Origin of the sequence: Flavobacterium algoritolerans, assembly GCF_030010385.1 — a bacterium.
Taxonomy (GTDB): Bacteria; Bacteroidota; Bacteroidia; order Flavobacteriales; family Flavobacteriaceae; genus Flavobacterium; species Flavobacterium algoritolerans.
The window spans coordinates 1100590-1115857 of sequence record NZ_JASCRZ010000001.1; the positions used below are offsets into that span (position 1 = coordinate 1100590).

The 15268-nt window shown below is 35.8% G+C and carries 12 protein-coding genes and 1 pseudogene; 2 read left to right on the plus strand and 11 right to left on the minus strand.

Annotation, left to right across the window (positions count from 1 at the left end; translation table 11 throughout):
• Positions 1-21: 21 nt before the first annotated feature.
• Together QLS65_RS04775 and QLS65_RS04780 are read left to right on the plus strand one after the other, a co-directional pair.
• Entirely contained in the window at positions 22-735 is a 714-nt protein-coding gene (locus tag QLS65_RS04775) for a 3'-5' exonuclease (protein WP_282715570.1), read from the plus strand.
• Between the two features lie 55 nt (positions 736-790).
• Positions 791-2230 carry a nucleoside recognition domain-containing protein gene (locus tag QLS65_RS04780; protein ID WP_282715571.1) on the plus strand — a complete coding sequence of 480 codons (1440 nt, stop codon included), beginning with the start codon at positions 791-793 and terminating at the stop codon, positions 2228-2230.
• 76 nt (positions 2231-2306) lie between these two features.
• On the opposite strand, the gene QLS65_RS04785 is transcribed toward QLS65_RS04780, so the two are convergent.
• From QLS65_RS04785 to QLS65_RS04840, 11 genes and pseudogenes are all read right to left on the minus strand, one after another.
• The gene (locus tag QLS65_RS04785; RefSeq protein ID WP_282715572.1) at positions 2307-4349 is read right to left on the minus strand and encodes a M4 family metallopeptidase; all 2043 of its coding nucleotides are present in this window, start codon (positions 4347-4349) and stop codon (positions 2307-2309) included.
• Between the two features lie 222 nt (positions 4350-4571).
• Entirely contained in the window at positions 4572-5231 is a 660-nt protein-coding gene (locus tag QLS65_RS04790) for a CoA transferase subunit B (RefSeq protein ID WP_282715573.1), read from the minus strand.
• Between the two features lie 2 nt (positions 5232-5233).
• Positions 5234-5935: a CoA transferase subunit A gene (locus QLS65_RS04795; RefSeq protein WP_121343182.1), complete on the minus strand. Its 702-nt coding sequence runs from the start codon at positions 5933-5935 to the stop codon at positions 5234-5236.
• Positions 5936-6124: 189 nt separating this feature from the next.
• On the minus strand, positions 6125-8434 hold the full coding sequence (locus QLS65_RS04800; protein WP_282713263.1) for a penicillin-binding protein 1A: 2310 nt from the start codon (positions 8432-8434) through the stop codon (positions 6125-6127).
• Positions 8435-8443: 9 nt separating this feature from the next.
• Positions 8444-8923 (minus strand): gliding motility lipoprotein GldH, encoded by a 480-nt coding sequence (locus QLS65_RS04805; protein WP_099713891.1) that lies wholly within the window; start codon positions 8921-8923, stop codon positions 8444-8446.
• Positions 8907-10172: a PSP1 domain-containing protein gene (locus tag QLS65_RS04810; RefSeq protein ID WP_099713890.1), complete on the minus strand. Its 1266-nt coding sequence runs from the start codon at positions 10170-10172 to the stop codon at positions 8907-8909. Before QLS65_RS04810 ends, QLS65_RS04805 begins: the two co-directional genes overlap by 17 nt.
• 186 nt (positions 10173-10358) lie before the next feature.
• Positions 10359-11726, minus strand: a complete 1368-nt coding sequence (trhO, locus tag QLS65_RS04815; RefSeq protein ID WP_282715574.1) for an oxygen-dependent tRNA uridine(34) hydroxylase TrhO — start codon at positions 11724-11726, stop codon at positions 10359-10361.
• Between the two features lie 349 nt (positions 11727-12075).
• Positions 12076-12752: pseudogene (locus QLS65_RS16185) on the minus strand (DUF2461 domain-containing protein).
• 1 nt (position 12753) lies between these two features.
• Positions 12754-13212: a DUF1905 domain-containing protein gene (locus tag QLS65_RS04830; RefSeq protein ID WP_282715576.1), complete on the minus strand. Its 459-nt coding sequence runs from the start codon at positions 13210-13212 to the stop codon at positions 12754-12756.
• A gap of 357 nt (positions 13213-13569) precedes the next feature.
• Positions 13570-13980, minus strand: a complete 411-nt coding sequence (locus QLS65_RS04835) for a BrxA/BrxB family bacilliredoxin (protein WP_091172289.1) — start codon at positions 13978-13980, stop codon at positions 13570-13572.
• A 102-nt stretch (positions 13981-14082) separates the two neighbouring features.
• On the minus strand, positions 14083-15249 hold the full coding sequence (locus QLS65_RS04840; protein ID WP_282715577.1) for a lycopene cyclase family protein: 1167 nt from the start codon (positions 15247-15249) through the stop codon (positions 14083-14085).
• Positions 15250-15268: the final 19 nt, after the last annotated feature.

Sequence of the window (15268 nt, forward strand, 5' to 3'; positions counted from 1 at the left end):
AAAATCTAACAAATCTAGCTGATGATAGAAAAAATAAACCTCAATAACATTCTGTTTCTCGATATAGAAACTGTTCCGGAAGCCGAAGATTTTAATGCATTAGATGCTGAAATGAAAGACCTTTGGGAGCACAAAACCCAATACCAGCGCAAAGACGAATACACGCCGGAGGATTTTTATGACCGAGCGGGGATTTGGGCCGAGTTTGGTAAAATCGTTTGCATCTCCGTGGGTTATTTTACTATCAAAGGCGATATTCGAAATTTTAGAGTGACTTCTTTTTTTGGAGAAGAAAAGAAAATGTTGTTGGATTTTAATAATTTGTTGAACAATCATTTCAATCAGCCTCAACATGTTTTGTGTGGGCACAATGCCAAGGAATTCGATATTCCGTTCCTTGCCCGACGCATGATTATCAATCAAATTGCCATTCCTAACAAGTTGAATTTATTTGGAAAAAAACCATGGGAAATCCCACATTTAGACACTTTGGAGTTATGGAAATTTGGCGATTACAAACATTTTACTTCTTTAAAATTGATGTGTAAAGTCCTTGGAATCCCTTCTCCAAAAGGCGACATCGACGGCAGTCAAGTAGGACATGTTTTTTATGTAGACAAGGATATTGATAGAATCGTAACCTATTGTGAAAAAGACACGATAGCCGTGGCACAGATTTTCCTGAGATTACGCAGGGAAGAATTGTTAATTGAGGACGAGATTATTCATGTGTAAGCATTCTGTCATTGTCATTGCAATTGATTTATTACATTTACAAAAATTATAAATTATGGTATTGAGTAGATTTTGGTTGGTCATTTTTATTTCAGCAATTGTATTTGTAGTATTTAGTTTGTTTTCTGGAGACAATTATACGATTGACCACGTTTTGAACGGAAAAAAAGATGATCCAATTCTGGTTTCGGAGAAATTCGCAGAGCAACTTCCTGCTTTTATTAAAGACAGCATCAAGAAAGCACCTGAACAAACCATGATTATCAATCGTGATACGCTAAATGCGGATACGACTTATGTCTATAAAAATAAAACCGTAAAAATATATAGCGGTGTTCAAAAATCAGATGGTTTATTGCCAACGTGTAAAAGTACTTTACTGGAATTAATCCTTCCGCTGATGGCCTATTTGGCTTTTTTCTGTGGATTGATGGAGCTTTTAATCATTTCAGGAGCCTCTGGAAAATTAGCTAAAGCATTGAGTCCTGTTTTTGTAAAAGTGTTTCCTAGTATTCCCAAAAACCATCCTTCCATTTCGTATATGACTTTAAATTTCGCTGCAAATTTCTTAGGATTGGATTCTGCTGCAACTCCTTTTGGTCTAAAGGCCATGGAGAGTTTACAAGAGATAAATCCAGAGAAAGACAAAGCAAGTGATGCACAAATTATGTTCATGTGTTTGCACGCATCAGGTCTTACTTTGATAGCTACTTCTATTATAGGATATCGTGCTGCTGCAAATGCGAGTAATCCCGCTGATGTGATGTTGCCTTGTATTATCACTTCTTTTATTGGTACAATTGCTGCCTTTTTAATTGTTGGAATCAAACAAAAAATCAATTTCAAAAGTGCTTCTTTGGTGATTGTATTGATGACATTAATAGCTGCCATTGTAGGTTTGTTGATGTATGTAAATCATTTGGATTTAATTGGAAAAAACTATTTCACCTCTAATCTTTCTGCTTTAATATTAATCGGAATAATTGCCTTTACCTTGATCTTTTCGTTTATTCATGAGAAAAAATTTACTGAAGCATCTACTACAGTTTTTGAAAGTTTTGTAGTGGGAGCTAATAATGGTGTGAAAACCGGAGTGACTATTTTTCCTTATGTTTTGGGAATGCTGGTAGCTATTTCTTTATTCAGAAACAGTGGTTTGTTTGAAATTATTAGCGATTGGATTGCTTTCATTTTTTCAAATATGGGAGTAAGTAAGGAAATTACAGACGCTTTACCGGTTGCGTTGCTTCGTCCCTTTAGTTCTGCCGGATCAAGAGGATTTTTGATTGACTCGATGAATACTTTTGGTGCGGATTCTTTAACGGCTAGATTGGCAAGTATTTTTCAATGCAGTGCCGAGAGTACTTTTTATGTGATAGCCGTTTATTTTGGCTCTGTGAACATTAAAAACACACGCTATGCATTAGGAACGATGCTTATAGTAGATGTAATTTGTGTGATTACAGCAATTTTTGTGGCGACTTGGTTTTTTTAAAAAGAAAAATTTAAGATATAAAATAAAAAAGCCTCACAACATTGTGAGGCTTTTTTTTAGACTTAATTTGGAAGGATTACTTCTTGATGAATGTTTTTACGATGGTTTCTTGACCATTATTCAATTCGAAGAAATAAATTCCCTTAGTTAGTGTGCTTACATTAATCTCTCCTCCTGATGTTTTTCCGTTTTGAAGTTCAAATCCAAAAGAGTTATAGATTTTATAAGAACCACTTTTGTTTTCTTTGATTGAAATGCTTAAAACGTCAGTTGCCGGATTTGGATACAATACAAATGCTTCATTCGTAGTTTCGGTACTCGCTACTTTAGCAGCACTGGTTTTAGCAGTTGATCCTGAATAAGCGGTTCCAACACCTACGGCATAAAATGCATTTGTAGTCGCTATCACCTCAGGAGAACCTGCTCCGTAAAGGTCAGTTGCGGCTTGTATTCCGAATGTTCTTGCATTTGCATACGTTGAGTTAGCAGACAAATAAACGCTTTCTAAACGATACGTAATTTTAGCCGCTTTATCAATTCCGATACCCGCAACGCTATAGAAACTTCCTTTGTCGTTTGTTCCTGTTTTACCTTCAGTCAGGATATAAAACCAATGGTTTAAAACTCCGCTGTTTGTGTGAACGCCACAATAGTCATTTCTAGAGCTTGGTCTACATTTTGTTTGGCTGATCCAATTTGTTCCGCCATAAGTATCCGGTTGCCCTTCACTTTTAGGATTGCTCATAGAACGTAAAGCTAAATGTCCTGATCTTCTTTCTATGTCTTCTCCAATTAACCAAAGTTGTTTATTTGGTGCAGCATAATATTCGATACAAGCTCCCCAAATATCAGAGAAAGCTTCATTCATTGCGCCAGATTCTTGTTGGTATGCCAAGTTTGCAGTGTTCGTACAAACTGCATGTCCTATTTCGTGTCCGGCTACATCTATTGAGGTTAAGATGTCAAATCCACCTGTTCCAGAGCCGTCACCATACGTCATTACACTTCCGTTCCAATAAGCATTGTTATAATTGCTACTGTAGTGAACATAGCTTTTTATGGCTGCTCCAGCATTATTATAACTGTTTCTTCCGTGAACAGCCGAAAAATAGTCATACGTCTTTTCAGCTCCCCAATGTGCGTCTAACGCTCCATTATCTTTGTTTACATTATTGAATTCAGCTGCCGTCCAGTTATTGTCTACATCTGTAAAATTTACGGCTGCCGTGTAGCTAGTTCCTTTTTTCATATTGTAAGTCATAACTCCATTACCACGTGTTGCATCTGCTAATATGTATGATGATCCGCTCAATGTTGTTTGGATTGATTGGGAACCACTATAGCGAGTGTCAGCATTGGCAATTACAAATGATGTTGCTGCATTGTTTTCAGATTTTTTATTTACGGAATTATGCTTTGCATCATTGCTGAATTCATCCAGATGTTTGATGGTTGTATTGTAAAATAAAGTGGCACCGGTTATTGCATCAATATAGACGTCACCACGGCTTACCGGATTTGTGGCATAAATGTCAAATTTATAAGCTAAGCGAAATTGCTCTGTTTTTTTACCTTTGGCATCTTCATCCACAAGAGGAAGTAAAACTAATTCGCCAGTAGGTTTTTGATAGTCATTAATCTTTGCTTCTGCTGGAGATTCCCAAAGATATGTAGCTGCTCCAATTTGTTTTAAAGCGCTGTTTAAAGCTTGTTGTTTTGATAAAACCGGACGCGTGTTTACGTTTTCTAATTGATAAAACTCACCGCTCATGGATTCTAATTTTCCTGATTTTGAGTGTAAGGTGTACGTAGAGAATTCAACTTTTATCCCTTGGTGAAATAATTGAAATTTTTCATGAGAAAACCCTAATTTGTCAGTTTCTGATTTAGTTTTTGCGAAACTGGAATTGTCTTTTAATTCTAATTGCTCTCTGAATGCTTTTTCAGAATCGGTGTTTTTGTACGTTGACTTTTCGTTAAAAACAATTAGTGAAGGTTTTCCTCTTTCGTCAGTAAATTTTTCTTTTACATTTTTAGTTGCGTCTTGAGCATTTGTTTCTAAAGCAAAAAAAGAAACGGAGGCAAAAAGCGCAATTTTTCCAAGTAATTTTGTTTTCATTTAATAGGGTGTTTTGGTTAGTTAAATAATGAATCAAATTTAACAAAAAAACAATATAATGTTAGTTTTGTGTTAAATTAATTGGTTTTTATTTGTTGTGAAATATAAAATCTGTCAAAATAGATGTTTTTATAAGAGGCAAGAAAATGTAAAATTAATGTCAAAAAAAAATGCATCCCTTTATAGGATGCATTTTCTATAGTCGATTTTGAACCGAAAATGTTAGTCGATAATCATCTCCGGAATTTCACCTTCAATAATTAAATCAGCTTCAGTAGAAGCGATGATATGTTCTACGGTTGCACCTGGTGCGCGCTCCAATAGTTTGAAACCTTGCGGTGTTATTTCTAAAACAGCCAGTTCAGTAACTACTTTTTTAACGCAACCTACACCCGTTAATGGCAAGGTACATTTTTTAAGTATTTTAGATTCTCCTGCTTTGTTTACGTGCATCATGGCTACAATAATATTCTCGGCAGAAGCCACTAAATCCATTGCGCCACCCATTCCTTTGACCATTTTACCTGGGATTTTCCAGTTGGCAATATCACCGTTTTCGGCAACTTCCATAGCGCCAAGGATTGTTAAGTCAACATGCTGTCCACGAATCATTCCAAAACTGAATGCTGAGTCAAAGAAACTTGCTCCGGGCAAAGTAGTTATGGTTTGTTTTCCTGCGTTGATTAAATCAGCATCTTCTTCACCTTCAAAAGGGAATGGACCCATACCTAGAATTCCGTTTTCACTTTGAAATTCAACGTCAATTCCTTCGGGGATATAATTAGCCACTAATGTTGGAATTCCGATTCCCAGATTCACGTAATAGTTGTGTTTTAATTCTTTTGCAATGCGTTTTGCAATTTGATTTTTATCTAAAGCCATAATTAGAAAATTTTTCTCACGGTTCTTTGTTCAATTCTTTTTTCATATTTCACACCTTGAAAAATTCTATTTACAAGTATGCCTGGAATATGAATTTCGTTTGGATCTAAACTTCCTGCAGGTACTAATTCTTCTACTTCGGCGATAGTGATTTTTGCCGCTCCAGCCATACAAGGATTAAAGTTTCTTGCGGTTCCTTTGAAAATTAAGTTTCCGGCTTCGTCACCTTTCCATGCTTTTACGATGGCGAAATCAGCGTTGAAAGCGTGTTCCATAACATGCATTTTCCCATTGAATTCGCGAACTTCTTTGCCTTCGGCTACTTCAGTTCCATATCCGGCTGGTGTAAAAAAAGCGGGAATTCCTGCTTGTGCCGCACGACAACGCTCTGCTAAAGTTCCTTGAGGGATAAGATCCACTTCGAGTTCTCCAGAAAGCATTTGGCGTTCGAATTCGGCATTTTCACCTACGTAAGAAGAAATCATTTTTTTGATCTGACGCTTTTGCAAAAGCAATCCAAGACCAAAATCATCAACACCTGCATTGTTTGAAATACAAGTTAAATCCGTAGTTCCTTTTTTTACTAATTCGGCGATGGAATTTTCTGGAATACCACATAATCCGAAACCGCCAAGCATAATAGTCATCCCGTTTTCAATTCCTTGAAGGGCATCCTGAACGTTGTTTACTTTTTTGTTAATCATAAAAATGAGTTGCTATTTGTCGAATTTTATTTAATGAAGAAGTAAATCTGTTTATAATACAAGAACAACAGAATTTAATTTTGAGAACCAAAGCCCTAGCCCAGATAGAAGCGACATCCTTTCTGGTTCTGATTTTTTTCAGGACCAGAAAGATATAGCGGTTAGCTGGATTAGCTCCAGATGAAAATTTTACAATTCAAATTCTTCGGTATCTTGTTCTACGGCCGTCGTGTCTATTACCTTTTTAGGAACGTAACAGTCTACTTTTATAGAAAGATTTGCAGGTCTTTCAAAGCCTTCCTTAGAAACTTTAAGGGCTGGATCAGCATAACAAAGTTTCATGAAATACCCCCAAACCGGCAATGCGGCTGTGGCTCCCTGACCATAAGTGATGCTTTTGAAACGGGCTGAACGATCCTCACAACCTACCCAAACTCCAGTTACAAGATTAGGAACCATTCCCATAAACCAACCGTCAGACTGGTTTTGAGTAGTACCTGTTTTTCCTGCAATAGGGTTTTTAAACGAATATGGATAACCCGTCCAGCGGTTGTCTCCGTTACCGCCGCCAGTGGTGCGCAAACGGTCTCCAGAACCACCTTCGGTTACACCTTCCAGTAATTTGATAACCGCATAAGCGATGTCTTTGTTTAAAACATCATGCGATTCAGGTATTGGTTCGTAGATGATAACGCCACTTTTATCTTCAATTTTAGATATAAATTGAGGTTTCATATAAACGCCTTGATTGGCAAAAGTGCTGTAAGCGGCAACCATGTCTTCAACTGTAATTTCAACTGCTCCTAAGGCAATGGAAGGTTGGTTTACAATTTCGGATTTCACTCCTAATTTATGGGTTAAGTCGATTACTGCTTCCGGACCAACTTTGTCAATTAATTTTGCGGATATCGTATTTATGGAATTAGCCAAACCTCTTTTTAAGGTAACCATTCCGCGGTATTTGTTGTCTGAATTTCTAGGTTCCCAATCTTCGGTAACATGATGGCGTCCTTTTCTGATTACGAATGGTCCATCAACAATCGAGTCACAAGGAGACATGTTCAATTGCTCGATAGCAGTGGCGTAAACAAATGGTTTGAAAGTAGAGCCTACTTGTCTGGCGCCTTGTCCTACGTGATCGTATTGGAAATATTTGTAGTTGATACCACCAACCCAAGCTTTTATATTACCGGTTTGTGGTTCCATTGCCATCAATCCAGATTGTAAAAAGTGTTTGTAATAACGGATAGAATCCAATGGCGTCATGATCGTATCTTTTTCTCCTTTCCAAGAAAAGACAGTCATTTTTGCTTTTTCGCTGAACGATTTTATAATTTCTTCATCGCTTTTATCCATTGATTTCATCACAGCCCATCGGTTAGATGATTTCATTGCCTGATTCAAAATTCGTTGTGTTTCTACCGAAGAAATATTAACAAAAGGAGCGTTTTTATTATCCTTAGACTGATTGAAAAATTCTTCTTGAAGGTTTGCCATGTGAGCAGTAACTGCTTCTTCAGCATGCAATTGCATTCTGGAATCAATCGTGGTGTAAATTTTCAGACCGTCTTTGTAGATGTCATAATCAGAACCATCCGGTTTTTTATTTTCCTCGGCCCATTTCTTCATGTAATCACGCAGGTATTCTCTGAAATAAGTTGCCGTTCCGTCTTTATGAGTTTCTAATTTGAAATTTAATTTGATAGGTAAACTTTGAAGTCTTTCCTTCTCTTCTTTCGAAATGATTTTTCCTTTTTCCATTTGCAAAAGCACCACATTTCTTCGGTTTTTTACCCCTTGCGGGTTTCTGATAGGATTGTATAAACCGGAATTTTTAAACATCCCAACTAATATTGCCGATTCACTGATGGTTAAATCCTTAGGTTCTTTAGAGAAATAGGTTTTTGCCGCTGAACTTACTCCGACAGAATTATTTCCAAAATCATACACATTACAATACATGGCAATGATTTCATTTTTAGTGTATTGTCTTTCTAATCGAATGGCGATAATCCATTCTTTTATTTTTTGTACAATTCTAAAAGGCAGGAATTTAGATCCTTCTCCGTGAAATAATTGTTTGGCTAATTGCTGTGTCAACGTACTTGCACCACCGCTGGTTCCTAAACTTGAAATAGCTCTTAAAGTTCCTCTACCATCAATACCGGAATGCTCATAAAAACGGGCGTCTTCAGTGGCGATTAATGCTTGTACGAGGTTTTTTGGTAAGTCTGAATAGCGTAATTGAGACCTGTTTTTTTCAAAATATTTACCCAAAACCACTCCGTCAGCCGATATGATTTCGGTAGCTAAGTTAGAATCTGGATTTTCTAAATCTTCAAAAGAAGGCATCGAGCCGAAAAGTCCCCATGAAGCAAATAAGAAAAACAAACCGACAGCACCCATTCCATAAAAGAAGATTTTCCAAAATTTCTTTTTGTAGTAAGTGACGTCCTTATCAATGTTTTTTGTCTGATTGTTATTTTTTTTGATAGCCATAATACTATTTTATTCTTTTTTTTCTATTCTAAAACCTACCTCTGTAATTCCGTCTAAAGCTGTTACGCCAGGAACTTTGCCGTTTTCTCTAACAGCTTGTTTGATATAGACTTTGTATTTTGATTTGAACCGCACATTTTCCTTGTAAAAGAGTTTGCTTTCTTTTATATCCGAAAAACCATCGCCTAATAGTGTTCCGTCCGGATCTGCCATTTGGTATTCAAGCGTGTCTACTTTTGTAAAACCATTTGGCAATTCTAATGCCACAATTAAAAACAGATTATTGTATTGATAATTGTTATTGGCTCTCAAATTCACAAATAAATTGTATCGTTTTGTTGAGTCTAATTCCGGTAAATTGAACGTTACAATGCTGTCTTTGTGCCACGCACTGCCAACAGATTTATATTCATCAAAAACTCTTTTTTTATCACATGAAGAAAAGAGAATCACCACTAAAAGAAGTAAAGCGCTATTTTTTATCCACATTTTTAGTAATAATTATAGGTTTTCTTGGTTCCGCAGGCTTTTTGTCATTTGGATTCTGACGGTTATTATTGTTATTGTTTGCGGGCTTGTTGTTATTTGCTACAATTGCATTTTCACCGGCCGGTTTGCGTTTTTTATGCTGTTTTTTCTTTGGTTTTGGTTGATCAAAACGAGTCAAACTTTCTTGACCCATTGCATTATTGAAGTTTTTCTCCGGTTCAGCAACAATCTCGATAGCATAATCTTCTAACGAAGAAACTTTGTTTTTTAGTTTGTTTTCGGCAACAATTTCTTTGACTTGTTCAATTTTCAGCACATGCCAATTAGCAAAATTATTGGTGTACGCAAACCACATCAATCCTTTGAAAATATCTTGTTTCTGGCAAATGGCATCTCCTTTTTCAGTCACCAATTTTGTTTCAAAATCCGGAAAATCTTTCAACGCATCCATGTACGTATCTAGCTCATAGTTCAAGCAGCATTTCAATTTTCCGCATTGTCCAGCCAGTTTTTGTGGATTCAAAGACAGTTGTTGGTAACGTGCCGCTGAGGTGTTTACACTTCTAAAATCTGTCAACCAAGTAGAACAACACAATTCTCTTCCGCAAGAACCAATTCCGCCTAAACGAGCTGCTTCCTGACGAAAACCTACTTGCTTCATCTCGATACGAGTACTGAATTCTTTAGCGAAATCTTTAATCAACGCACGAAAGTCGATACGGTCATTTGCCGTGTAATAAAACGTAGCTTTTGATCCGTCCCCTTGAAATTCAATATCCGAAATTTTCATTTCCAGTTTTTGAGCAATCGCCAGTTCACGTGCGCGAACCTTCATCGGCTCTTCACGATCTCTTGCAGTAGACCAAATATCAATATCTTTTTGGGAGGCTTTTCTATAAATTTTTGGAATTTCATTACCCAAGTAATTCGCTCCTTTTTTCTTCATTTGAATTTTAACCAATTCTCCAGTCAAAGTAACAATTCCTATATCATGACCCGGAGAAGCAACAGTAGCTACGATATCGCCAATGCTTAACGTTAATTTCTCGGTATTGCGGTAAAATTCTTTTCTTCCATTTTTGAAACGTACTTCAACACAGTCAAAAGGTGCGTCGCCATTAGGCAAACTCATATTAGAAAGCCAATCGAATACCGTTAATTTATTGCAGCTATCGGTGCCGCAAGTCCCATTATTTTTACAACCCTTAGGTGCGCCACCATCAGAAGTTGAACAACTTGTACATGCCATAATCTTATATGTAGTGTTGCGACGAGCACAACTTAAGTTCTTAAAACGTTTAATGTGTAAAGATAGTATTTTTTAATTTTATGGAACAATGCCTATTTGCGCCAATAAATCATAAATTTTTAATAAAAAAACCCATTACAAATCAGATTGTAATGGGTTAATTTCATAGGATTTTATCCTAAATATTTAATCTAAAATCTTATATAATTTATCAGATAATCGGATTCTGAACGGCAGTTTAAACGTGCAAGTGTCTCCAGAAACTGCTTTTTCTTGTGCTAAATCGTTAACAAGCATTTCTTCGATTACTACTTTTTGTTCTCCGGTTGTGGAACCTTTTATTAAAATGGTATCGCCAATTTTGATTTCGTTTTCTTCAATTAAAAACTGACCAATACTTGGTTTTGAAAAAAAATGCGTTCCTTTTCCGATATAGACTTTCTTAATTTTTGGTTCTTTTTTGATGGCAGTCCCGGCGCTTCGAGATGGTTTTTCGGCAACAAAAACACCATGCGTTTCTTCGTTGTTTTTGAAAGTCAAAACGTCTGATTTTCCTTTTTTGAAAATCTTATTTCCGTTTTTAATTCCTCTTCGAATGGCTTTTTGCTCTTCTTCCGGTAAATGAATCACACTAACACATTCGGCAGAACAGCACCCTTCCATTTTTTCCTTGCAAGAGTCACATTGGATAAAAAGTAAATGACAGCCTTCGTTCACGCAATTCGTATGCACGTCACAAGGTTCGCCACATTGATGACATTGGGAAACAATATCATCTGTAATTCTTTCGCCTAAGCGGTGATCAAATACAAAGTTTTTTCCAATGAATTTACTTTCTAAACCTTCAGCTTTTACTTGTCGTGTGTATTCAATAATTCCGCCTTCGAGTTGGTATACGTTTTCAAAACCTTTGTGTTTGAAATATGCGCTGGCTTTCTCGCAACGGATTCCTCCGGTGCAATACATCAATAGTTTTTTGTCTTGTTTGTGTTCCGCAAGCTGCTCTTCGATGATTGGTAAACTTTCACGAAAAGTATCAACATCTGGTTTTATGGCTTTGGTAAAATGTCCAATTTCACTTTCGTAATGATTTCGCATATCGACCACAATGGTATTCGGGTCTTCCAAAAGTTCATTGAATTCCTTGGCTTTTAGGTGGATTCCAATATTCGTCACATCAAAAGTCTCATCAACCAAACCATCAGCCACAATCTTGTCACGCACTTTTACAGTCAGTTTTAAGAACGAGTGATCGTCTTGTTCTACGGCAATATTCAATCGTATTCCTTTCATGAAATCATAGACTTCAATCGAATCTTTGAACGCATAGAAATTATCGGCAGGCAATGATAATTGGGCGTTGATTCCCTCACTGGCTACATAAATTCGACCCAAAACTTCAAGAGCGTTCCAAGCCAGGAATAATTCGTTACGAAATTGTGTTGGATCTGAGATTTGCGCATAAGCATAGAAAGACAACGTAAGACGTTGTTTTCCGGCATCATCAATCATGATGGCTCTTTCCTCTGCGCTTAAGGTGTTATACAGTTGCATGCTATAAACAGTTTTAAGTTGAGAAATTTATTTTTGCAAAAGTAATTAATTTAACCGCAAAGTTCGCAAAGAAGGCGCAAAGTTTATGAATGGTTTGATTTCTTGGAGCTATTTAGCTTCGCTGAATCTTCGATGTCCAGCTTTTCGTTAGATCTCTTGTTTTCGCTATCGCTACAAAAAGAGGATGCCGCTGCAAACGAAGTTCACTGAACTCCTATAAAAATATAGACTAGTAAAGTAATCTGGGCTAGGGGAGTTGTGGTGCATAGAAAGTTTAGTTTTTCAGAGTCGTACTTGTCACTTCGAGTCACACGAAAGGATTCGTGCGAGAGCGGGGGCGGGGTTCTTTTTATTCTTTAAATTCTATAGCTTTATTAAGATATTCAATCAGTGGTTTTGCCGTTTTAAAATAGTTACTAATGATTTTTACTGCGTCTGCACTTGTCAAAACATTGTCACTTATCAATTCTTTGGTACAAAAACCTTTCATTTTTAGTAATTCAATAACTGGTTCCCTTTCTTCAGGAAAATCAGTGAATTTTTTTAATTTACTTTGACCTTGAATACCGTTTGGAAATATATCCTGAAATTGTTTACTTGAAATTATTCCTTTAATTTCTTCATATGAATAACTTATTTCTTTCCGAATTTTTTTAAATATTCAGGAGTTGTCTGCCAAACTCCACCACCAACCATACAATTGCCTGGTTCAATATGAATAAAATATCCTGCTGTGTTTCCGTGTGGAGCATTTTTATTGAAAACGATTAAGACATAATTTTTATAAGGCGTCTTGTCTTTTGAAAAACGCAAGTCTCTGTTTACTCTAGTCAAGCACTTTTTAGGAACTAAATTTGCATTTGCTATTGACAAGTCTAAATTTGCTAATTCTAACAATAAATTCTCTGTAAACAAAATAATATCATCCTTGTAGGCTTGATAAGTAAGTTTGTTCTGTTCAAACCACTCTCTTGAATTATTTTTTTTAAGTTCTTTTAAAAAGTTTAAAGATGTTTGCTTAATCATTTTACTTATTTAATTTATCTATGTGTTTTATAATTATCTTAATTTGTTTCTCTTCGATTTTTTGAGAAATAATACTTTCTAAAACATCATTTTTTTCCGATTCGCTTAGTCTTTCAAAAGCTTCTAAAACTCCAGATTCCTTGAAGGTTTCTAAAATTTGCTTTTCAGTTATTTCTTCTTTCTTAGATAATAGATAAAGTGAAACTGTAACAATATCACCACCTTTTTTATTGATAGCTTTTCTTATTTCACTATTTATAGAAAGCATTTTGTCTTCTCCTTTTATTGGGGCAAGGTTTCTTGCTTCAATCTTGTAAGTATCGATTGAACCTGAAACTTTTATGTCGCCCCATTTTCCATCAATATGTTTTGAATTTGGAATACGTAAATGATAAGTCCAAGCACCTTTTCCGTGTTCATATTTTAATTCGAGTTTTTCGTCTTTTATGATATACTCCATTTTACAGTCTCATTTTTAGCTTTTTTGCTAACTATTTAATACCATCAAATATACACTTCTTTTTCTATCCTAAATTTTTCCAAGCCCGGATTACTTCACAGGATTTTATTTTATAGGAGTTCAGTGAACTTTGTTTACAGTGAAAATTCTTTCTAGCCCGGATAGTCACGAAGTTTCGGGAGAAATCCTTTTTTATCCGCTTTTTAGCTTAAAAAAAGATTGAAACGAATAGCTTGACATCGAAGATTCAGTATAGCTAAATAGCTCCAAATAAATAATCATTTAAAGTTTATAAATAAAAAAACCCTTTCAGAGTTTAGAACTCTGAAAGGGTTAATACATTCTAAAATAGAATTTTTAGCAATACTCGTTGAAAGCATCTTTTAAGTTTTCAGCGATTAGTTCTGCTGGGCGACCTTCAATGTGGTGACGCTCTAGCATGTGAACTAATTCTCCGTTTTTGAACAAAGCCATACTTGGCGATGATGGAGGAAAAGGGAACATGTGTTGTCTTGCAGCATCAACTGCATCTTTGTCAACTCCTGCAAAAACAGTGATTAAATGGTCTGGTTTTTTAGCGCCATCTAAACTCATTTTTGCTCCCGGACGTGCGTTTCTTGCAGCACAACCACAAACCGAATTCACAACTACAAGCGTTGTTCCTTCTAATTTCATTGCGTTTTCTACCGCTTCAGCACTATGTAAATCTTGAAAACCTGCAGCTGTTAATTCCGCTTGCATTGGTTTTACCATTTCTTCTGGATACATATCTTTTTTATTTTAAATCAATAATAACTTCGAGTTACAAAGTTACAAAGTTTACAATCAAGAATAGGAGTTCAATTATAAAGTTTTGTTATAGTTTGATTGTTATTTCATTGCTTTGAAAGCCACATGAAAAATAGCTTTGATAAATAGCATTTTTGGACATTTTAAAATCACCTGAATGTCTTCAATAAAAGAGGTTTCCTCGTCTAAAAATTTAAAAATCAAACTTGGATTTCCTTTTTTGAACATTGAAGAAAAAATATGGGAACCCAATTCATTTTTTCGGTCTAAAATGTCTAACAAAAGCAAATCGTAAAACCAGAATTTGGTTCTTTTATGAAATTTGGTGAAGTCGGTTTCCCTTTGAAGAAACGCCACCAATTCACTTGATTTTTTATCAGAATTCTTGAAAGTGTAACCCGTACTCGCTTTTGTCCAACCGCCGGAAGTTCCTATGTTTAGTACGTTTTTAGTGTTTGCTTTCCGAAAAGGATAACATGTCATAGGAATACTGCCTTGCTCTTTTTCGACGATTTCATAAGTTGTAATGCCAAGTTTTTCGATGTATTGCTTGATTTCGTTTTCGTATTCTTCTTTTTTTAAATGGTGGTGCGAAAACAAAGTGTATTCCAGTAAAGCTTCAGTTTTTGATGTGGGTAACACATACATAAAACGGGTGTTTCCTTTTTGTTCCACCGAAAAATCCATGAAAGTTGCTTGCTCGGAATTGAAAATAGGCTGCTCGCTTTTGATAAACCAACCAATAAAATGCTGTTGTAAAACAGGATATTTCGCCTGACTTTCTGCTTTATGTTTGTTGTAAATGCTGTTGAATAATTTCGAGCATGAAAAGGATTCACTTTCGGTTTGTACCAGAATTATAGTTTCAGATTCTTCAATTTCCAATACTTTGTGTGGAAGGAAAGTGATATTTTCTTGTTTCGAAAGCAAATCAAATACTTGGTTATAAAAATCCAGTCCTTTCACCATATTGTAGTGATACGGTTGCAAGTCTAAATCCCTGCGAAAGTTTTCATTGGCAAACAAAGCCAAATCCCATTTTTTTGAAATAGATTGTTCCCAAAGTGAATCGTTAGTTTTCCAGAAACACCAAGTTCTGTCGTTGGTTTTTTTAGTGTTTTCATCCAATAACAAAATACTTGTATTCTTAAATTTTCCGGATTGTACCATTTTGTACACGGTCATCAAAGCCGATAATCCTGCGCCTGTAAAAATATAATCGTAGTGTTTCATTTGAGGATTTGACATTTCCCCAAAAATAGACAAT

Excerpts from the sequence above, each read along its gene's own strand:
- QLS65_RS04780 (WP_282715571.1), top strand. The coding sequence starts at position 791 with ATGGTATTGAGTAGATTTTGGTTGGTCATTTTTATTTCAGCAATTGTA.
- QLS65_RS04835 (WP_091172289.1), bottom strand. The coding sequence starts at position 13,980 with ATGTATCCAGAAGAAATGGTAAAACCAATGCAAGCGGAATTAACAGCT.
- QLS65_RS04840 (WP_282715577.1), bottom strand. The coding sequence starts at position 15,249 with ATGTCAAATCCTCAAATGAAACACTACGATTATATTTTTACAGGCGCA.
- QLS65_RS04785 (WP_282715572.1), bottom strand. The coding sequence starts at position 4,349 with ATGAAAACAAAATTACTTGGAAAAATTGCGCTTTTTGCCTCCGTTTCT.
- QLS65_RS04795 (WP_121343182.1), bottom strand. The coding sequence starts at position 5,935 with ATGATTAACAAAAAAGTAAACAACGTTCAGGATGCCCTTCAAGGAATT.
- QLS65_RS04790 (WP_282715573.1), bottom strand. The coding sequence starts at position 5,231 with ATGGCTTTAGATAAAAATCAAATTGCAAAACGCATTGCAAAAGAATTA.
- QLS65_RS04830 (WP_282715576.1), bottom strand. The coding sequence starts at position 13,212 with ATGGAGTATATCATAAAAGACGAAAAACTCGAATTAAAATATGAACAC.
- QLS65_RS04800 (WP_282713263.1), bottom strand. The coding sequence starts at position 8,434 with ATGGCTATCAAAAAAAATAACAATCAGACAAAAAACATTGATAAGGAC.
- QLS65_RS04805 (WP_099713891.1), bottom strand. The coding sequence starts at position 8,923 with ATGTGGATAAAAAATAGCGCTTTACTTCTTTTAGTGGTGATTCTCTTT.
- QLS65_RS04810 (WP_099713890.1), bottom strand. The coding sequence starts at position 10,172 with ATGGCATGTACAAGTTGTTCAACTTCTGATGGTGGCGCACCTAAGGGT.
- trhO (WP_282715574.1), bottom strand. The coding sequence starts at position 11,726 with ATGCAACTGTATAACACCTTAAGCGCAGAGGAAAGAGCCATCATGATT.
- QLS65_RS04775 (WP_282715570.1), top strand. The coding sequence starts at position 22 with ATGATAGAAAAAATAAACCTCAATAACATTCTGTTTCTCGATATAGAA.